General features: G+C 51.2%; 19 protein-coding genes and 3 pseudogenes. 5 read left to right on the forward strand and 17 right to left on the reverse strand.

Translation table 11 applies throughout. The features are described from left to right. Nucleotides 1–35: 35 nt before the first annotated feature. Genes KXR87_RS14385 through KXR87_RS14395 form a run of 3 tightly spaced genes read right to left on the reverse strand, consistent with a single transcriptional unit; the run spans nucleotide 36 to nucleotide 3,249 of the window. Entirely contained in the window at nucleotides 36–1,574 is a 1,539-nt protein-coding gene (locus KXR87_RS14385) for a DHA2 family efflux MFS transporter permease subunit (protein ID WP_437432922.1), read from the reverse strand. Nucleotides 1,575–1,584: 10 nt separating this feature from the next. Beyond that, nucleotides 1,585–2,775, reverse strand: coding sequence for an efflux RND transporter periplasmic adaptor subunit (locus KXR87_RS14390; protein ID WP_437432923.1), 1,191 nt, complete (start codon nucleotides 2,773–2,775; stop codon nucleotides 1,585–1,587). A 27-nt stretch (nucleotides 2,776–2,802) separates the two neighbouring features. Continuing rightward, nucleotides 2,803–3,249, reverse strand: a complete 447-nt coding sequence (locus tag KXR87_RS14395; RefSeq protein ID WP_437432924.1) for a MarR family transcriptional regulator — start codon at nucleotides 3,247–3,249, stop codon at nucleotides 2,803–2,805. Nucleotides 3,250–3,626: 377 nt separating this feature from the next. Here KXR87_RS14395 and katG point away from each other — a divergent pair, with 377 nt between their 5' ends. Then, nucleotides 3,627–5,801, forward strand: a complete 2,175-nt coding sequence (katG, locus tag KXR87_RS14400) for a catalase/peroxidase HPI (RefSeq protein ID WP_437432925.1) — start codon at nucleotides 3,627–3,629, stop codon at nucleotides 5,799–5,801. Between the two features lie 102 nt (nucleotides 5,802–5,903). Here katG and KXR87_RS14405 read toward each other — a convergent pair whose 3' ends face one another. From KXR87_RS14405 to exaC, 5 genes are all read right to left on the reverse strand, one after another. Beyond that, complete coding sequence (locus KXR87_RS14405; protein ID WP_437432926.1) at nucleotides 5,904–6,878, reverse strand: diguanylate cyclase; 975 nt, start codon at nucleotides 6,876–6,878, stop codon at nucleotides 5,904–5,906. Nucleotides 6,879–6,883: 5 nt separating this feature from the next. Beyond that, nucleotides 6,884–7,522: a chemotaxis protein CheC gene (locus tag KXR87_RS14410; RefSeq protein ID WP_437432927.1), complete on the reverse strand. Its 639-nt coding sequence runs from the start codon at nucleotides 7,520–7,522 to the stop codon at nucleotides 6,884–6,886. After that, nucleotides 7,519–7,887, reverse strand: coding sequence for a response regulator (locus KXR87_RS14415; RefSeq protein WP_437432928.1), 369 nt, complete (start codon nucleotides 7,885–7,887; stop codon nucleotides 7,519–7,521). Before KXR87_RS14415 ends, KXR87_RS14410 begins: the two co-directional genes overlap by 4 nt. Nucleotides 7,888–8,505: 618 nt before the next feature. Beyond that, nucleotides 8,506–8,682: a general stress protein gene (locus KXR87_RS14420; protein WP_437432944.1), complete on the reverse strand. Its 177-nt coding sequence runs from the start codon at nucleotides 8,680–8,682 to the stop codon at nucleotides 8,506–8,508. Nucleotides 8,683–8,909: 227 nt separating this feature from the next. After that, nucleotides 8,910–10,430 carry an acetaldehyde dehydrogenase ExaC gene (exaC, locus tag KXR87_RS14425; protein WP_437432929.1) on the reverse strand — a complete coding sequence of 507 codons (1,521 nt, stop codon included), beginning with the start codon at nucleotides 10,428–10,430 and terminating at the stop codon, nucleotides 8,910–8,912. Nucleotides 10,431–10,700: 270 nt separating this feature from the next. On the opposite strand from exaC, the gene KXR87_RS14430 reads away from it, so the two are divergent. Further along, nucleotides 10,701–12,467 carry a sigma-54-dependent Fis family transcriptional regulator gene (locus KXR87_RS14430; protein ID WP_437432930.1) on the forward strand — a complete coding sequence of 589 codons (1,767 nt, stop codon included), beginning with the start codon at nucleotides 10,701–10,703 and terminating at the stop codon, nucleotides 12,465–12,467. 2 nt (nucleotides 12,468–12,469) lie between these two features. Here KXR87_RS14430 and KXR87_RS14435 read toward each other — a convergent pair whose 3' ends face one another. Then, nucleotides 12,470–13,168, reverse strand: coding sequence for a glutamine amidotransferase (locus tag KXR87_RS14435; RefSeq protein WP_437432931.1), 699 nt, complete (start codon nucleotides 13,166–13,168; stop codon nucleotides 12,470–12,472). Between the two features lie 336 nt (nucleotides 13,169–13,504). Between KXR87_RS14435 and KXR87_RS14440 the strand changes: the two genes are divergently transcribed. Further along, on the forward strand, nucleotides 13,505–14,614 hold the full coding sequence (locus KXR87_RS14440) for a mechanosensitive ion channel family protein (protein ID WP_437432932.1): 1,110 nt from the start codon (nucleotides 13,505–13,507) through the stop codon (nucleotides 14,612–14,614). A gap of 360 nt (nucleotides 14,615–14,974) precedes the next feature. On the opposite strand, the gene KXR87_RS14445 is transcribed toward KXR87_RS14440, so the two are convergent. Beyond that, nucleotides 14,975–15,256, reverse strand: coding sequence for a hypothetical protein (locus KXR87_RS14445; protein WP_437432933.1), 282 nt, complete (start codon nucleotides 15,254–15,256; stop codon nucleotides 14,975–14,977). Between the two features lie 685 nt (nucleotides 15,257–15,941). On the opposite strand from KXR87_RS14445, the pseudogene KXR87_RS14450 reads away from it, so the two are divergent. After that, nucleotides 15,942–16,201 (forward strand): annotated as a pseudogene (locus KXR87_RS14450) (SymE family type I addiction module toxin). Nucleotides 16,202–16,265: 64 nt separating this feature from the next. On the opposite strand, the gene KXR87_RS14455 reads toward KXR87_RS14450, so the two are convergent. Together KXR87_RS14455 and KXR87_RS14460 are read right to left on the reverse strand one after the other, a co-directional pair. Further along, entirely contained in the window at nucleotides 16,266–16,583 is a 318-nt protein-coding gene (locus KXR87_RS14455) for a hypothetical protein (protein WP_437432934.1), read from the reverse strand. An 11-nt stretch (nucleotides 16,584–16,594) separates the two neighbouring features. Then, complete coding sequence (locus KXR87_RS14460; RefSeq protein WP_437432935.1) at nucleotides 16,595–16,900, reverse strand: hypothetical protein; 306 nt, start codon at nucleotides 16,898–16,900, stop codon at nucleotides 16,595–16,597. 147 nt (nucleotides 16,901–17,047) lie between these two features. Between KXR87_RS14460 and KXR87_RS14465 the strand changes: the two are divergent. Continuing rightward, nucleotides 17,048–17,355, forward strand: a pseudogene (locus KXR87_RS14465) (SymE family type I addiction module toxin). Nucleotides 17,356–17,407: 52 nt separating this feature from the next. On the opposite strand, the gene KXR87_RS14470 reads toward KXR87_RS14465, so the two are convergent. From KXR87_RS14470 to KXR87_RS14490, 5 genes and pseudogenes are all read right to left on the reverse strand, one after another. Continuing rightward, entirely contained in the window at nucleotides 17,408–17,650 is a 243-nt protein-coding gene (locus KXR87_RS14470) for a DUF7660 family protein (RefSeq protein ID WP_437432936.1), read from the reverse strand. A 6-nt stretch (nucleotides 17,651–17,656) separates the two neighbouring features. After that, nucleotides 17,657–17,890, reverse strand: a complete 234-nt coding sequence (locus KXR87_RS14475; RefSeq protein ID WP_437432937.1) for a ParB/Srx family N-terminal domain-containing protein — start codon at nucleotides 17,888–17,890, stop codon at nucleotides 17,657–17,659. Between the two features lie 118 nt (nucleotides 17,891–18,008). Beyond that, nucleotides 18,009–18,161 (reverse strand): annotated as a pseudogene (locus KXR87_RS14480) (RHS repeat-associated core domain-containing protein); the annotation flags it as partial. 49 nt (nucleotides 18,162–18,210) lie between these two features. Further along, nucleotides 18,211–18,663 carry a hypothetical protein gene (locus tag KXR87_RS14485; RefSeq protein WP_437432938.1) on the reverse strand — a complete coding sequence of 151 codons (453 nt, stop codon included), beginning with the start codon at nucleotides 18,661–18,663 and terminating at the stop codon, nucleotides 18,211–18,213. Further along, nucleotides 18,657–19,333 (reverse strand): RHS repeat domain-containing protein (locus KXR87_RS14490; protein WP_437432939.1); only part of this gene is annotated, 677 nt, incomplete at its 5' end. The genes KXR87_RS14490 and KXR87_RS14485, both read right to left, overlap by 7 nt.

Below are 19,333 nucleotides of genomic sequence, written 5' to 3' on the forward strand. Positions count from 1 at the left end.
TGCCCGGTGCCGGTGCAAAGTCCTTTAACCAACCTTTAATGTGCCGCGGAGGGGGCGCCTCCCGGCGGTCCTGAGTGGACAAACGGCGGTTTCGCAAACCAGATAATCACCACCAGCGCCATAAAACCCCAGCCCAGCAGCCAGAAATAGTCGATGGTGGACATCATATAAGCCTGTTGCTCGATAGTTTTATCCACTGCCGCCAGATGTTGCTGCGTCACACCTCCCATCCTGTTCAGATAATCCACGGCGGGCGGATGATACACCGACACGCTCTCGGTCAGATTCGCATGATGATAAATTTCGCGCCTCGACCACAGCCAGGTCGTCAGCGATGAGGCAAACGAGCCGCCCAGCACGCGGAAGAAGGTCGCAAGCCCGGAGCCCTCGGCTACTTCATTCCCGTGCAGATTCGACAGAACGATGGTGGTTATCGGCATAAAGAACAGCGCCACACCAATGCCCATAAACATCTGCACTTCGGCGATGGTGCGAAAATCAACGCTGGTATTGAACTGTGCACGGAGCAGGCAGGACGCCCCCATCGTAAGGAACGAGAGCGAGGCCAGAATACGCAGATCCACCCGAGTGGCATAGCGCCCCACAATGGGCGTAAGTAACAGCGGTAAAAAGCCCATCGGTGCCGCCGCAAGCCCGGCCCAGATAGCGGTATAACCCATCTGGGTTTGCAGCCACTGCGGCAGAATGATGTTAATGGCAAAGAACGCCGCATAGCCAAGCATCAGCGTGGTGGTGCCAATAGCAAAGTTACGATCTTTAAACAGTCGCAGATTCACAATCGGATGGCGCTCGCCCAGTTCCCATATCACAAAGGAGACCAGTGCAATGGCTGATATTACCGACATCACAATGATTTCCGTTGAAGAGAACCAGTCCAGATCGTTGCCTTTGTCGAGTACCACCTGCAACAGCCCCACCCCGAGCACCAGCAGTGCAATGCCGATGTAATCGACAGGCGCGCTGACGGTAGTCTCTTCACGCCCGCGCAACTGCGTCCAGACCACGATGGCCGCAAAGATCCCAATTGGCACGTTGATATAGAAGATCCACGGCCAGGAGTAATTATCGGTTATCCAGCCGCCGGTGATCGGCCCGACAATCGGTGCCACCACCGTTACCATCGACAGTAGCGCCAGCGCCATACTGCGTTTGGTGGTCGGGAAAATCACCAGCAGTAACGTCTGGCACATGGGGAACATGGGTCCGGCAAAAAAGCCCTGCAACGCACGGAAGATAATCAGTTCGGTCATGCTGTGGGCAAAGCCGCACAGGAACGAGGTCAGGGTGAATAGCGAGACCGATCCGATAAACAGCTTCAGTTGTCCGAAGCGCCGGGTAAACCACCCGGTCAGCGGCAGGGCAATGGCATTACAGACCGCAAATGAGGTGATAACCCAGGTGCCCTGATCCGAACTCACGCCGAGGTTTCCGGCAATGGTCGGCAGGGCCACGTTGGCAATGGTGGTATCCAGCACCTGCATAAAGGTTGCCAGCGACAGCGCAACGGTGGCGAGCAACAGGCTGGGTGGCGTAAACGCTGCCTTATCTTGCATAACGCCTCACTTAGCGGCTGCTCGTCGCAGCGGCCTGACGGTTGTCATGAAGAATTTTGGCCACCACCTGGTCGGCTTTATCCAGCGCATTCTGGTACACATCCGTCGTAAAGCGCGGTGCAGCAACGGTCTGTTGTGGCAGAAGGTGCCCGTCGGCGTCACGAATATCCACGCGCGCAAACATGGACAGCCCGACACGTAAAGGGTGTTTCTCCATGTCATGCGGGTCGAGGGTAATACGCACCGGCAGGCGTTGAACGATTTTAATCCAGTTGCCGCTGGCATTTTGCGCCGGTAACAGCGAGAACGCGCTTCCGGTCCCGATACCTAAGCTTTCGATAGTGCCCTGATATTCTACTTTGTCGCCATACAGATCGGCGCTCAGGGTCACCTTCTGACCCAGACGCATCGCACTGAGCTGGCTCTCTTTAAAGTTGGCATCCACCCAGACCTGATCCAGTGGCACGACCGACATCAGCGTGGTGCCGGACTCCACCCGCATTCCCAGTTGCACCGCGCGCCTGGCGACATAACCACTAACGGGGGCCACAATAGTGCTGCGCGCATTATCGAGAAAGCGCTGGCGCAGGGTCGCTACCGCACTTTTGATCTCAGGGTGGCTGTCAATAACGGTGTCATCGACCATCGCCAGATTGGTGGTTAACGCCTGTCTGGCTGCCGCCAAATCACTTTGCGCGCTGGATACGGCGTCGCGATAGTGAGCCAGATCTTCGGCAGAGACGGCGCCTGCGGCAAAAATTTTCTGCCGACGGGCGTAATCGCTTTGCGCAGTTTGTAGCGTGACCTGTTTTGCAGCCACCTGGGCGCGGTAGTTGTCTGCGGTGCTGTAAAGGCCACGGACCTGACGCACGGTACTGGCGAGATTGGCCTCCGCCTGCTGGAGGGCAATCTGCGTATCGCTGGGATCAAGCAGTACCAGTGGCTGACCTTTGGTAACGTAATCGCCCTCCTCCACCGCCACCTGGGTGACGGTGCCGGCGATTTGTGGCGTCAGGGTGACCAGGTTGGCATTGACGTAAGCGTCATCCGTTGTTTCGTAAAAGCGGGCGTAGAGCAGATACCAGGCCAGGCACCCCGCTGCTATCAGCACCACTATGATGAGTAAAATCAAAAAGTTGCGCTTGCGCTTGCCGGGCGCGCGTTCGGGTTGTGCTGAAGACGGTGCAGATGAAGTTTGCATTCTAGTTAAACCTTTTTTCAGAACAGCTTAGCGATGGGGTTTCGTTGCCTCGTCCGGCAGCATTTTAATCAGAAGCTGTGCCAGCTGGCGTGATTCTTCAGGGGTCAGACGCGTGGTGAGCGAGCTCAGAATGGCGCTAAGCGCCTCATTCTGAAAACGATCGCAGATAGTCTGGCCTTTATCGGTCAGCGCCAGGATCACCTGGCGTTTGTCTTCCGGATTCGGATTTCTCACGATCAGGGAGCGCTTTACCATGCGTTCCAGCATCCGGCTCATCGCCCCGGCATCCATCAGCAAATTTTTGCTGACTTCAAGGGGGCTGTTGAAGCCTTTGTAGATACTGATAAGCACCTTGAACTGCGCTGCGGTGATGTCCGTGTCAGCAAAAAAATGGCTGATAAGCTGGTCCTTGAACTGGTTCGCCAGATGGATCAGCAGGCCGAGGTGAAGTTTTGGGTTAGCAGTGTCCGCCATGTCGTTTATGTTATTTGCCTGGTCAATAATTACAATTGAAATTACTGACCAGGCAAATGTTTGTCAACGCAGTGTCAGCAAGAGAGCACAAAACTATACATTTTGCTCGCTTCTCCTCCGCCGTCGTCTTGTGTGCAGGGGTTGTTATCACCGCCAGTCGCGAAAAGAATGCTGCTCCGGGTGAGCCCAGCACTTCAACCCTGGCGGCACTGTCAATGATGGGGCGCTGATGACAGGCTTAACTGTCGGGCACCATTCAGCCCGAATGAAACGACTTACTTATAAGGCTTTAGCTATCAAATCCGTAGATTCATTCAAATATCTTTAAATATAAGCCGTGAGATATCGTAGCGTCATTAACAGCAAATGGAGCACGTATGAGCATGTCAGAAGAAACATCCCCGGCGGCAAAATGTCCTTTTCATGAGGGCCGTTCATCCTCACCGAAAAAAAGTAGCGTCACCACGAACCACGACTGGTGGCCTGAACAGCTGCGCGTGGACCTGCTGAATCAACACTCCCGACGTTCCAGCCCCCTCGATGAAACCTTTAACTATCGCGAAGAATTCAAAAAACTCGATTACAGCGAACTGAAAGCCGATATCAAAAAAGTGCTCACCGACTCTCAGGACTGGTGGCCAGCGGACTGGGGCAGTTATATTGGCCTGTTCATTCGCATGGCCTGGCACAGTGCGGGCACCTATCGCACCGTCGATGGCCGTGGTGGTTCCGGTCGTGGTCAACAACGATTTGCCCCTCTCAACTCCTGGCCTGATAACGTCAGTCTCGACAAAGCGCGCCGCCTGTTATGGCCGGTGAAAAAGAAACACGGGCAAAAAATTTCCTGGGCCGACCTGCTGATGCTGGCGGGAAATGTGGCGCTGGAGAACGCGGGCTTTCGCACCTTCGGATTTGGCGCAGGCCGTGAAGACGTGTGGGAACCGGACCTGGACGTGAACTGGGGGAATGAAAAATCCTGGCTTGAACATCGTCATCCCGAAAGCCTTGCCCAGGCCGCCATCGGTGCAACAGAAATGGGGCTGATTTACGTTAACCCTGAAGGCCCCAACGCCAGCGGCGAACCTGTTTCCGCTGGTGCTGCCATTCGCGCCACGTTTGGAAACATGGGCATGGACGATGAAGAGATTGTCGCCCTGATTGCCGGGGGTCACACGCTGGGTAAAACACACGGGGCTGCCTCAGCCGACCATGTGGGCGTTGAGCCCGAAGGCGCGCCCCTTGAAGCACAGGGCCTTGGCTGGGCCAGCAGTTACGCAAGCGGTGCTGGTGCTGATGCCATCACCTCCGGCCTGGAAGTGGTCTGGACGCAGACGCCGACCCAGTGGAGCAACGCCTTCTTCGAGAACCTGTTTAAATACGAGTGGGTTCAGACCCGCAGCCCGGCAGGTGCCATTCAGTTTGAAGCGAAAGACGCGCCGGACAGCATTCCGGACCCGTTTAACCCAGAGAAAAAACGCAAACCCACTATGTTGGTGACTGACCTGACGCTGCGTTTTGATCCGGATTTCGAGAAGATTTCGCGTCGTTTCCTTAACGATCCCCAGGCCTTTAATGAAGCCTTCGCCCGTGCCTGGTTTAAGCTGACCCACCGCGATATGGGTCCCAAAGCGCGCTACATTGGCCCTGAAGTGCCAAGTGAAGATCTGATCTGGCAGGATCCTCTGCCGCACGCGACCCACAACCCGACAGACGCAGACATTGCCGATCTGAAGGTTGCCATTGCTGCGACTGGCCTTCCGGTCAGCGAGCTGATCGCGGTTGCCTGGGCCTCTGCCTCGACCTTCCGTGGCGGGGATAAACGCGGCGGTGCCAACGGCGCGCGTCTGCAGCTTGCCCCGCAAAATAGCTGGCCGGTGAACGCCGTGGCATTGAAAGCCCTGCCTGCTCTACAGGCTATTCAGCAGGCATCCGGGAAAGCATCGCTGGCGGATATCATCGTGCTGGCGGGCGTGGTCGGCATTGAACAGGCGGCAGCGGCAGCCGGTGTGCATGTGACCGTGCCCTTTACCCCAGGGCGCGTCGATGCACGTCAGGATCAAACGGACGTGGCGTCGTTCAACCTTCTGGAGCCGCTGGCCGACGGGTTCCGTAACTATCGCCGCGAACGCGACGAGATAACCACCGAAACGCTGCTGATTGATAAAGCGCAACAACTGACGCTAACCGCGCCGGAGATGACCGTACTCATTGGTGGCATGCGGGTACTCGGCACCAATTTCGACGGTAGTCAGCACGGTGTCTTTACCGATCGCGTCGGTGTCCTCAGCAATGATTTCTTCGTTAATTTGCTGGATATGCGCACCGTATGGAAACCTGTCGATGAGAAAGCCGGGCTGTTTCAAGGGCGCGATCGCAAAAGCGGGGAGCTGAAATACACGGCGACCCGTGCTGACCTGGTGTTTGGCTCGAACGCCATCCTGCGAGCGCTGGCCGAAGTTTACGCCAGTGACGATGCCAGACAGAAATTTGTCACCGATTTCGTGGCGGCATGGAATAAAGTGATGAATCTCGACCGTTTCGACCTGCAATAACTCCTCTGTTCCGGCGAAGGGTCACCCTGCTCGCCGGGCATCATGCAGAATGGCTTAACGCGGTTCGGCCCCGGCGTTACCGGGGCCGAATCGAAAACGGTGTTAATCCTGACTTGCCGCCCCCTGGGACGCGAGATTATCCGGCCAGGCTGCTACGCTTGCCCGCACTATGTTTCGACCCGCATGTTTAGCTTCATAGAGTGCATCATCCGCAGCCTGAATCAGCTGACCATACTCCTTTTGGCTGCGCTGATTATGGCTGGCAACGCCGATGCTGACGCTGACAATCCCTGCCGGAGCATTAGCATGAGGAAGCGCCAGATTTTGCACGCTGGCGCGCAACTTCTCCGCGACTTCTACCGCATCCGCAGAGCGCATCTCCGGTAACAGCGCACAGAATTCCTCGCCGCCGTAGCGGAACAGCAAATCGCTCTGACGCGGCAGTGCGTTGCGCATCGCCGCAGCAACCTGCTTTAAACAAAGATCGCCCTGCTGATGGCCATAACGATCGTTGTAGCGTTTGAAATGGTCGACATCGATAAGCAGCAGCGAAAGCGATTTATTATTCCGCTTACTGGCCCGCCACTCCTTGTCGATACAGACATCGAAATAACGGCGATTCCCCACGCCTGTCAGTCCGTCCGATAAGGACTGGGATAATAAGACGTGGGCCTGCTCACGCAGCAGGGATTCACGCCGGACCGCGATGCTGACGTCGACAATTTGTATCAGTCCATAACGTTCGCTGTCACCGAGCGGCACGATAGTCACCGCCTGGCTCAGGCGCTGACCAGGCTGCGTCGGATCCGCAAATAACGGAAACGGCGAGCGATGCAACGACTGCGATAACAGTGCCGGCAGATTATGACTGAGCGCCTGTTTCAGCGCCACGCCTACGCGGTGGTTGCGTAAATCCGGGAATATCTTAAAAAAATCTTCGCCGAGCGTCTCTTTCGCGGTGCGTCCTGTGTGTGTTTCTAACCAAGCGTTCCACAGCGTAATGCGGTAGTTCGCATCCACAACTATCACCCCAAGGCTCAGGGCGGAAAATGCATCCAGTAACAGCTTGTCTTTCATCGTTATTATAATCCGTCAGGGACCATACCGGACTCCAGGCGCAGGATGTAGAGCCTGATTTGTTCGCGCAAATCGCGCAGCGCAGACATATCGAGTATGAAAGCGAGATATCCTTCGATTTGCTGGCGCTCGAGAGAAAAATCGATACGCAGCATCAGCACTGACGGGTCCGCTTCGTCGTGATTCGGATTCAGGATCTGCTCACTGCTACCTACCCGAAATACCGGCAGCGATCCCTCCAGCTCCTTCTGGAACATATTCGCCAGCGTACCGACGCAGGCATTGAGCACGATGTTGCCAATCTCGCTCATCGCTTCGCGTTCCATCTCACCGAGCTCATCCGCCGGGATAAGATCGCCCACCATCATGCGGACAATTTCAAAACTCGCGCGCTCAGGGAACATCAAAATCGCTTCGGTCGCGTAAGCGCCCTTGTACTGCTGGCTGATGCCGCAGAGGGAAAGCCCGGCCCCCAGCTCTTCTGCCGCTTCAGAGCGCGTCGTAATGCGAATTGACGGGACAGACATACGCACTTCTTCATTGACGATGCTGCTCATTGCCGCCGCAGCGTGGCCCACGCCGATGTTGAAGATCTCCATCAGGCTGTCGGCTTCGAGCTCACTCATGCTCATTTTATCCATCATACGCTGGACTCCAGGCCATTGAGCATAGCGTGGATATCGGCTTCTTTAATCGGTTTGGACAAAAAGCCCAGCCCCAGCTCTTCGGCCTGCGCCTGCACCGAGTGCTGTACGTTCGCCGTCAGGAGCACAATGTGTGTTTGCGGATGGGTCTGACGTAATACCGCAGCGGCGGCGAGCCCACCCATGCCTGGCATATTGACATCAAGCAAAATGAGCCAGGGCCTTTTCTCTGCTGCCATTTCAATTGCCTGTTCGCCCGTTGCAGCCTCTGCAATGTCCCGATCCTTGTGCAAACTCAGCACATACTGACGGGAAATCATCCGTGATAAACGACTGTCATCAACAATGAGGATACTTTTAGGCATTTTTACAATCTCTGTTCTGATACTCAGGTCAAAATTTCCCCCTCTCACCTTAACAAGAGACTCTGCACAGTGTGAGCGGGGGCGATACGTTTACTTCCACGGATACTGCACGCTACGTAAGAGGGAGGCATATTTCCGTTAGGTACACTGTTAATCGGCACCGTAACGCATTTAATTAGCCCTTAAGTGTAATTTGATGTGCAACTGCTACCAGCAGAGGCGCAGGCAGAGGATTTTATGGCGTACGCGGGCAGTATCAGAAGAAAGAAAGGTGTTTTACGCTGCAAGAAAGGAGAAACATTCAGGGGTGCGGTAAACATGAGAAAAAGCTGCTGACACCGTGCGGTATCGGCAGCTTTTTCAAGGCTTAAACAGGCCTGAGCCTATTTTTTATCCGGGGCTGGTTTTTTATCGCCGGACTCCGGTGAATTACGTGGATCGTCTTTTTCAGTCGTCATAACAGAACCTCCTGAAATAGTTTAATAAGGGTACTGCTCTTTATTTTATGAAACGCTTACTGTCACCGGTAATGTCTCATAAAATTAACAGCAGCCTAATTAATCACGTTAACCAAAAACCATTACCCGTGAATATTTCGCATTTGGGTCAAGCGGAGACTTATTTTTTGTCTCCACTGCGGTTGCTGCTTTGCCCGCCTTTTTTGCCCGCTTCGGAGGCACGTTGCGGATCATTTTTAAAATTCCCGCCGCTATGCTGACCGCCTTTCTTACCTGCATCTGATGCTTTTTCACGGTCTTCTGCGAAATTACCGGAACCGCCTCTATGTTCTGCCATGATATAACTCCCGTTCATGTTATTAAATAACCGATACGAAAAACTGATATCGATCGCGTACAAGAATTAACCTTAGGCGCTCTGTCAAAATAGTCAAAGCGAAGCAGCAGAAACAAGCGAAACGCAAACAGAGGGTTATCGCCTGATATTTCACGGTTTATTACGGGAATAAAAAAACGGAACTTTTATGCTCCGTTTTTAAAATTAGCTGGCAGGGATAAGAATAATCAATAGAAGCCCATTGCTGAACCACTATAACTGACCAGCAGATTTTTAATCTGTTGATACTGGCTGAGCGCCATTTTGTGGGTTTCACGCCCTACGCCGGAATTTTTATAGCCACCAAACGCCGCATGTGCAGGGTAAAGATGGTAACAGTTAGTCCAGACGCGACCCGCCTTGATGCCGCGCCCCATGCGCCATGCACGGTTGATGTCCAGCGTCCAGACACCCGCTCCAAGACCGTACTCAGTATCATTGGCAAGCTTAAGGGCTTCAGCTTCGTCCTTAAAGGTGGTTATCCCGATAACCGGCCCGAAGATCTCTTCCTGGAAACAGCGCATCTGGTTGTGGCCCTTAATCAGGGTCGGCTGGATATAAAACCCATTACCCAGTTCTTCACCGTGGGTGACGTGCGCTCCCCCGGTAATGATTTCGCCGCCCTCTTCACGGGCAATATCAATATAGGAGAGGATTTTGTCGTACTGTTCGCGGGAAGCTTGCGCACCTATCATGGTTTCGGTGTCAAAGGGGTCGCCCTTGCGGATGTTCTCCATTCGCGCCAGCACCTTTTCAACAAACTGTGGATAGATAGACTCCTGCACCAGCACTCGGGACGGGCAGGTGCAGACTTCCCCCTGGTTGAAGAAACCAAGCACAACGCCTTCAATCGCTTTATCAATGTATCCTTCGTCGCCGTTCAGCACATCTTCAAAGTAGATGTTCGGCGATTTGCCGCCAAGTTCAACGGTACTCGGAATGATGTTTTCCGCCGCACAGGAGAGGATGTGTCGTCCGATAGATGTTGAACCGGTAAAGGCAATTTTTTCGATGCGTTTACTCCGCGCCAGGGGTTCACCAGCTTCAGTACCAAAGCCATGCACCACGTTCAACACCCCTTTAGGTAGCAGGTCACCGATCAATTCCATCAGCACACAGATGCCGAGTGGGGTCTGCTCTGCGGGTTTGAGTACCACGCAGTTACCCGCAGCCAGCGCCGGGGCGAGTTTCCAGGCTGCCATCAGTAAAGGGAAATTCCAGGGGATGATCTGACCGACTACACCGAGCGGTTCATAGATATGATATGCCACCGTGGTGCTGTCAATTTCCGCCGCCGTCCCCTCCTGCGCCCGGATACACCCGGCAAAGTAACGGAAATGATCTACCGCCAGCGGCAGGTCCGCATTCAGGGTTTCACGGACAGGTTTGCCATTATCCCAGGTTTCGGTGAGCGCCAGCAGTTCAAGGTTTTGCTCAATGCGATCGGCGATGGCCAGCAGCACATTGCCACGCTCCTGGGCGCTGGTTTTTCCCCAGGCGTCGGCCGCAGCGTGGGCTGCGTCCAGTGCTTTTTCGATATCTTCTGCACCTGACCGTGGAAACTCAGCGATAACCTGCCCGGTAACCGGGGAAGTGTTTGAGAACCAGCGCCCCTCTACCGGATCGACAAACTTCCCGCCGATAAAATTGCCATAACGATTTTTAAAGGAGACTTTCGCGCCAGCGAGGCCAGGATGAACGTATTTCATTAGATGTTCCTCTCATTATTATGGGTACAGGTTAGGCGATACAGGGTACGTCAGGAGGGAATAAGCAGTTCTTATGCCAGGGGGGGATAAAATGAGGAGTATTTTTTTAAAATACCTGTAGAACAATACATTACGCTCCACAGGCATTCTGGGAACAGTGCTGACTAAAGCTCACGAATCAGATTCTCTTTCTGAAGTGTGTCGTTCGTCGCTACATGCGGGACACCATTATGCTACACATTTGTAACATCTTTGTTTATGGAGTGAGTCATGCCGCAATCCCCACTCTCGTCGACGCTTCTCCAGCCTGACGCCGGATTACCCTGCCAGCTGGAAGACTCCTGGCAGCGCAGCCTGAACTATGGCCTGACCCGTGATGATGACGCTCAGCCGTGGGTGGCGAGTTCACAGCTTAACGATGCGCGAGCGGAAAATACCTGGATTAGCCAGCTGGTGGCGCCGCTACTGACCCGTTTACGTAGCGATCTGGTCCGCCATCCATCGATTCTGGTGATGTCCGACGCGGCAGGGCTGGTGCTGGAAACGCAGGGGAATACGGATTTCTTACACCAGGCCGAACGCTACGCCCTCGCCCCTGGCAACCTCTGGGGGGAGCATGCGCGGGGCACTAACGCCATCGGCACCGCCCTGGCGCTGCAACGCCATTGTGAAGTATCAGGCGGGGAACACTACCTCAGCCGTAACGCCGGTCTGTTCTGCTCCGCCTCGCCGGTGTTTCGCCCGGACGGGCAGATAGCTGGGGTTCTCGATATCTCTACGCCGGCACGGCTTCCCCGCCACGACGCCACCGCCTTCATCCGCCGTGCGGTTTGTGAAATTGAACATGCCTGGACCACCAGCGCGGCTGGCGCTAACCGCTGGCTGCTGAGTCTGCATCAGGATGCCAGCGTTCTTTCCACGGCACATGAATTGCTGCTTATCTTTGAGGATGAAACGCTGCAGGGTGCCAACAAGCTGGCGATGGATGCCTTCTCTCTGACGGCGCGACACTTTGGTACAACGCCTCTCTCTGCCCTCTTCCCGGATGCCAGATTGCACACCGGGCAGCGCACGCTTGATGCCGCCAATCGTCAACGCTATTTCGTGCGCCAGACCGCCCCAGAGCGCCGTTACAGCGGGCGCGGGGTCGCACGCCCTGCAGCCAGCGTATCGCCTGAAAAAGAGAAGGCGCTACGGATCCTTAACGCCGGGATAGCTTTGTGCGTGACCGGAGAAACCGGCTGTGGCAAAGAGCATCTTGCCAGAGAACTTCACGCTAAAAGCCGCTGGTGCAACGGCAATTTTGTCGCCATCAACTGCGCCGCCCTGCCGGAAAATCTGATTGAATCCGAACTGTTCGGCTATGTGCCGGGTGCATTCACCGGAGCCAATCCCAAAGGGTACATCGGCAAATGTCGTGAGGCTGACGGCGGTATTTTGTTCCTCGATGAAATTGGCGATATGCCCCCCGCTCTGCAGACCCGGTTGCTGCGCGTGTTGCAGGAGAAAAAGGTGACACCGCTTGGGTCAAACACCGCCTGTGAGGTGAACTTTGCACTGGTGTCCGCGACCCATCAGGACCTGGCGTCCAGAGTGCAGGCGGGTGCCTTTCGTGAAGATTTGCTCTACCGCATTCAGGAGTTCCACTACCGTATTCCCCCCCTGCGGGAGTGGCCCCATATCGCCTCCTTTATTCGCTTATTGTGGCAGCAACAGGGGGCAGAGTCTCGCCGTTTGCGTCTGAGTGATGAGGTTGTGTCGGCGCTTGCCCGCCGGCGTTGGCCGGGAAACGTCCGGCAATTGTTAAGCCAGCTACGCGTGCTGATGGCGCTGGCAGATGATGGCACTGAAATTACGCTGGCGGATTTACCCGGAGAACCGGCTTTTGCGGGCGTGCCGACAGGCGTAGCCCGAAAACCGGTGGAAGAGATGGCCATTGAGGAAGCGCTGGGCAATATGAGCCTGGCGGCAAAAAAACTGGGGGTATCGCGCAGCACGTTATACCGCCGCCTGGAGAAACGTCAGGCAGCGGGGTGATCTCAGGTGACAGGCAGTTCATCCAGCCAGTGGCCCACCACCTGCCGCGCCGCGCTGGAGAGGCTTGCGCTGTAGCGCGTGGCATCTTCACGCAGCGTGCGAGGGTCAATACCAGCCTGGTGAAGTTCGCAGGCGTGACCAACCAACCAGCTCTCAAGCGCTGCGGCGGTAACTTCAAGGTGGAACTGGAAAGCGAGCGCATAGGTGCCAATACGGAAGGCCTGATTATCACACTGGTCGCTGCTGGCAAGTAAAATGGCATCCTGCGGCAGTTCGAACCTGTCGCCGTGCCAGTGCAGTACGGGGAGGTTATCAAGGGCGGCAAAGTACGCTGGCGCCTGAGCGCTAACCGTCACGGGACCATAACCTATCTCTTTAAGCCCCATTGACGCCACCCGTGCACCCATCGCTGTTGCCATCATCTGGGCCCCCAGGCAGATCCCCAGCACCGGTTTCCCGGCTAAGAGTCTTTCACGGATAATGCGCAGTTCTGTCTCAAGGAAGGGATACAGATGCTGCTCGTAAACCCCCACTGGCCCGCCCAGCACAATCAAAAGATCGTCCTTGAGCGCATCAAACGAGGCAAGAGACTGAACAGGGGTATCAATGCAGCGCCAGCGATACCCTTTAGCCAGCAGGGTTTCGCTCAGTGAATCCAGATCTTCGAAAGGTACATGTCGAAATACAACGGCTGTCTTCATACCAGAAATCCATCCTTTGTTGTAAGCGTGAATCGTTAACCTCTCCTGCCAGCATACAGAAAATCGTCGCCTGGGGGCTCTCTTAAGCACATAGTTGCGATCCCGGTGGCCTCTTTTTCCGGTGGCGATTGCAAAAAAACACTTTTAATCATGTGGTTGTGATTCTCGTTTTTCACCGCTGCCTGATAAGACATCTCATCCAGCACCCGCTACCTGTGAATATGGCACCGCGCTCGCCCCTGCCGCCGTGGCGTTTTCCTGATAAACCGTTCTAAGCCTGTCTGACGAATTCTGGCGTCTATACTGAAGCACTGTATAACGCATTAAGGAGGTAGAATGGCTTATCTGTTACAGCTGAACATGGTTTCGGTATTAATGTCGCCCACATTCTGGGTAAATCTGGCGATCGTATTTTTTATCACCCTCGTTACCTACTGGGTAACGACTCGATTACTCGATCTACTCTATAAAACCATTCATCGTGCAGGTAAGAATAATGCCAGGGTGGAACGGCTGGGTTCAGTTGCATTTGATATGCTGAAAAAGACCAGTAAGTTGCTCATGCTATTTGCGGCATTTCTTTTCAGCCTGCGTTTCGTCCCCTTACCGGAGCGCTTATTTTCCACCGTTTCGCATGCCTGGTTTGTGGTGTTCGCCATACAAATGGCCATCTGGCTCGATCAGGGCGTGCAGTCGTGGATGCGGCACCTTCTTTATTCTCCCGGAACCAATAAAAACCCCGTTACGCTCGTCATTCTGGGGATGATATTACGGACGTTTGTCTGGGCGATTATGTTACTTTCCGTGCTGGCAAATGCGGGCGTCGATATTACTGCGCTGGTTGCCAGCCTTGGTGTGGGTGGTATTGCTATCGCGCTTGCTGTTCAGACAGTGCTGAGCGATGTGTTTGCCTCACTCTCAATTGGATTCGATAAGCCGTTCGAACCCGGCGACTTTGTGGTCTTCAGTGATGTGGCGGGTACTATTGAGCATATCGGCTTAAAAACCACCCGTATTCGAAGCCTCAGCGGGGAGCAGATCGTTTGCGCCAACGCCCAGTTGTTACAGCAGACCATCCATAACTACAAACGTATGCAGACGCGCCGTATCGTCTTTACGTTTGGTGTCTCCATCACTACGCCGCCAGAGAAGCTGCGGATTATTGGCGATCTGGTTAAAAAGATCGTTACCGAAGTGGGCGAGACAAAATTCGACCGTGCACATCTGCTCGACTTTAATAAAGATCGCTTAACGTATGAAGTCGTCCATATCGTCAATACCGCTGACTACAACAAATATATGGACATTCAGCAAGAGATTAATATTCGTATCATCGAAACTCTCGCAGAGCATGATATCGAACTTGCACTTCCCTCCCTTATCGTTCGTTCTCCACTTCGGGTGACGCCAGAGTCAGGGGCATTACGCTCGGCCAGTAATTTCTAAGGAGCAGAAGGCAATGTGGTGGCCTGGTGCCACCACATTTATTAAAGGGTGTCGTTTAAATGATCAAATGCAGAGTCGGTGCCAGGCCTTCTCTGACTTACGGAAATGTCCCGGAAGTAATAAAAATGGAGGCATTTCTCTTACCACAATTTGCGTTCTGGCAGAGGGGCAAAACAGTCCTGGCAAAATTTTTACCAGAAGCCATATCTCAAATAAATTTTTTCGATTATGCCATTCCCTGAGGCCATAATCCCGGTCCAATAAATGAGTCTCCGCCACAAGAGGCAACTCAAAAGCAGAACATCCTCTTTTTCCAGGTACGTATATCATTTTTTTCTGACCATTACTTAATTAAAATATTTATGACATTCTCATCACACATTCTCGAAGACGCTTTAGGCGTTCAGGATCTTTAATGCAATCAACTGGCTTTATCCCTTCTAATGCTGGAAGATCTTGTTCTATCCACCATAAGGCCTCTTTCATCCCTCTTTTGCCATAAATAATTATAGCCAAATCCAAATGGCCATCCAATCTTTCAGAAAGTAAGCGGGCATTATCATCTAAATAATCTTCAGCATAAAAATCAGAATAACTTTTCCACTTTTTATCACCAGCGTAATGGTGTTCGAAAGAAGACATATCTAAAACCCTCCGAATGATATTAAGTTAGAACTAGTTGAATTTCTTGCTGAGGGAGCATATATGCCATCATGTCATTGTTTCTTAGCCTAACCTCCGATTTGATGAGCGATAATGTTATTATTACCTATAATATCACTTAAAGAAACACGCAATTTATCTCTCACACGCGGACGAGTCAGATCTGATACTTATTTAATTGTACCTTTTTGCTAATTAATACCCTGTTTGATAGATCAAGATCCCAATGGGTTACTTCAGAAAGTGCGGTTTTACGTGAGTTTGCATCATAGATACCCCCCAAACCTTCATCTGTATATCTATGCGAAGCTTTAATATTTCATTTATGGGGTGTCCACATTGTGCTCATTCTGTCAGGTGCTTCAAATCTGTACACCGTTCGGTTAATTTTTCTCCTTGTCGGCGACGTTGAACACTTCATCTGCCCCAGCGGATCCATCCATCCCAGCACATTTCGCGCATACTGATAGAGGTTCATTCCCCCGGCCAGCCCTATCGGCTCAGCTGACGCAATCAGCCCTACTTGAACATCATACTACCGGGTTAGTTCATATAAATCCGATACCACCACGTCATAGTTCATACGCTACCGCCATACCCTGATAAATCCGTCTATTTGTGCAAGAATTATTTTACTTTTAAAACAAAAGGTTAACTAGAAAACATGAACCATATAGTTGGCGCTGTCAGCATCTGCCACACCAACCGTAAAACCACAGTCCCGACATATAACGCCCATATCCCCAGTATCCACCTTAAAGGCAACTGGCTGAGGCGGGTTTTGACAACGGGCGCGGCGTGATGGTGCGGATTTCGAAGGGGTGCATCGTGCTGATCGCCGACTGCGACGAGGTGCAGGAGCTGCGCGAGCAGCTTTATCAGCTGCGGCAGGTGGTGAAGGGGGTTAAGGAGGCAGTTGTTTAGTGGGCTGAACAGCGGCGGGTAAATAAAAAATAAGCCGGGAAAATATATACCCCGGATTTTTTATTTATCTATTTTTCAATATATTTAAACCATCATTCAATATTTTTGTATTATTTACATCTCCGCCACGATCTATATATGACGACCATTCTGGATAGTATTCTTTAAATAACAAGTTACCGACATCAGAAAGATCAGAACTATATAAGATAAGATCTTCTTTTAAGCTACCGTCATCTTTAAATGGTTCAACCATAACCAACCCATTTTCCTTGAGAAACGTCATTAACACTATCGTTATTTTTGTTATTTGTTCACGACAAGATAAATTTTTGCTTCTTTTCAACAAAGTTGTGTAATTAAACCTTAACAAGTCCATCATATTTATTCCTGTTAATCAAGGCGTATTATTCGAGAGATGTCATCAGAAAGTTCTATCAACTCTTTTGTCACTGGATGACGAACGAAACCACCTCCGGCAGCTCGAATTATCTCTTCTTTTGCAGATTGGGCTACTTTCGAAGCTGTTTTACTCGTGACCTCAATTCCTTTCCAGCCATCCTTTGTCTTAACTACAAAATCAAGAATTCGGGAGCCTTTTATTTTGCCTAACGCAATAGCATCATCAACAAGACCAACGATTTTTCCTTGAGCATTGCGTAAATGTCGCTGACTTAGAACATTTTCTGCCCCATACATATTCTGTAATCGTTTTAAAAGTCTTGCTTCTCGGGCATCACCATCTACCTTGTTTGTTATACATTTAAGACCTAACGTTTAGCGCGGCGCTGATGTGCTCGAACACACCAACGCCGCTCACCACAATTAACTACGCAGGAGTTAATCATGGCTGAACGCGATTCGAAGCCAGCAGTCACCATTTCCAAAACCCAGCGCCGGGTAAAAGTCGGCGCTGTCGGCATCTACCACACCAACCGCAAAACCAAAGTCCCGACCCATTACTTCCATATCCCCGGTATCCACCTTAGAGGCAACTGGCTTAGGCGGGATTTGACACCGGGCGTGGCGTGACGGTGAGGATTTCAGAAGGGTGCATCGTGCTGATCGCCGACTGCGACGAGGTGCAGGAATTGCGTGAGCAGCTTTATCAGGTGCAGCAGGCGGTGAAGGGGATTAAGGACGCTGTGATTTAATGGGCTGAACGAGCATTAAAAAACCGGGAGATATAAACCTCCCGGTATAATATTACTCATAAACTTTTGCAGCCATTAAAACATCAGCAATAAATGTCCAGTTAACATTATCGGGAACAGGTAATTTTTGATTTAAATAATATCCATCCATGTCTTCTATCCAGGATGCCATTGATTCGAGATATGAAGGTAAATCTTTATTTTCCCATTCACTTAGATTATTCTTGGCATTTGATGACAAAAACTCAATAAATTCAACTAAATCTTCTCTAGTCTTTATTTCTTTAGTATTCATAAAACATCACTCCAATATTTTCTTTACCCTATCACCCAGTTTGAGAATGATTGACTTACCATCTGTTTTTGTTGTCATTTTCCACATCTGATTAGCAATTTCACTAGGTGAAGCCCATTTAAATGGAACATTATCAAGCCCCGCCAATTTAAATGCAGCTAACCTACGATGATCCAGAGTCCATATTTTACCCAAATCATCTTTCCATATTCTAATTGGCGGTAAATCGGAAGGTTTCAAAGTACCTTTAAGTAAAGCATCTGCATTACCGAAAAAAAGTATAATCCCCGGTTTGATTTTTTATAGAACTTTGCATATGAAGAACATCTTTTGGCTCAATGTTCCCGTCAGCCTTTCCACATGTCAGCCCTAACGGATCGATCCACGATAGCGGATTCGGCGCATACTGATAAAGGTTTAAACCGCCTCTTAGCCCTATCGGGTCTTGCTGCGTAAACCTTCCGCTTTCCGGATCGTAGTACCTGAACAGGTTATAATGCAGTCCTGTTTCACAGTATAGCCGAGAGAATCAGTAAGTAATTTTCTCAGCTAATAATGCATTAAAGACGATTATATATTGATTTTAATTCTTTTGCGTACTTTATGGAATTTGGAATTCTTAATTTTTTCAAATAGTCAGCAAGAGCAGATGGATTATTTTTTAAGAAATAAAATTCGATGATATATCCAATTAAAAATGTTTTTGGAAATGGTAATATCTCTAATGTTTCAGACTTATCGCCATCATCATTATAATCATCTTCGTCGTCTTCTATTTCTGCAAATTTTAATTTTGTGAATGCTACAAGATGCTCTTTTTCTGAGTAACATAGCTCATTTAATACATCTAAATTAATGCCGGATTTATTTACACAATCTGCATGAATATTAAACATCTGGCTAGATGGTTCATCTTTACTCACATTTATATTCATACGTTCGATTACCTCATTCAATAAAGAGATATAATCGTTTGTTTTAATAAATTCTCTTAGATTGTTTGTTGTTACCATGAGTTAGGTCCTAATATAATACGTTCTAATTTATAACCTGTGTGTCTGTTTGGGTCCATTGTCACATGTCCCCATGGAGTAGTTTTTTCTAGGTTCCATTGCTCATTGGCTTTTGGTGAAACTCCTCTTTGTGGCAAGCTCCTATGGTGAATTTCCATTGATACATCTTTAACTTCAAGTTTCCCTGTTTTGTAGTTAAAGACTTCAACTTTCATTCTTGGTGCCTTACCTTCAATCATACGTTCAAGGTTATTCCGTGAATATCTATGAGGATTGGTTCTGGCCTCACGTATCCAAAAATCTTTTCTTGCAGAAGACCAGCATTTAAGACCTAACGGATCTATCCAATTGAGAGGATTTGGCCCATATTGATAGAGGTTTATCCCCCCCGCCAGCCCTATCGGGTCAGGCTGCGTAAACCGTCCACACTCCGGATCGTAGTACCTGAACAGGTTATAGTGCAGCCCCGTTTCACGGTCAAGGTACTGGCCCTGCATCCGCAGGTTTTGTGGATAATCCGCCGCCTTATGAGGCATCTCCCGCAGCAGTTTTCCCCAGACGCTGTTCTGCCCTTCCCAGCGCAGTTCGCCTTCGATATCTGTCATCCGCTCCGGTGTGCCGTTCGGCTGACAGTGAAACCAGTAAATGTCGGGTGATTCCGTACCATCAA

Origin of the sequence: Yokenella regensburgei (assembly GCF_051486985.1) — a bacterium.
In the GTDB taxonomy this organism is placed as follows: domain Bacteria; phylum Pseudomonadota; class Gammaproteobacteria; order Enterobacterales; family Enterobacteriaceae; genus CBFFRJ01.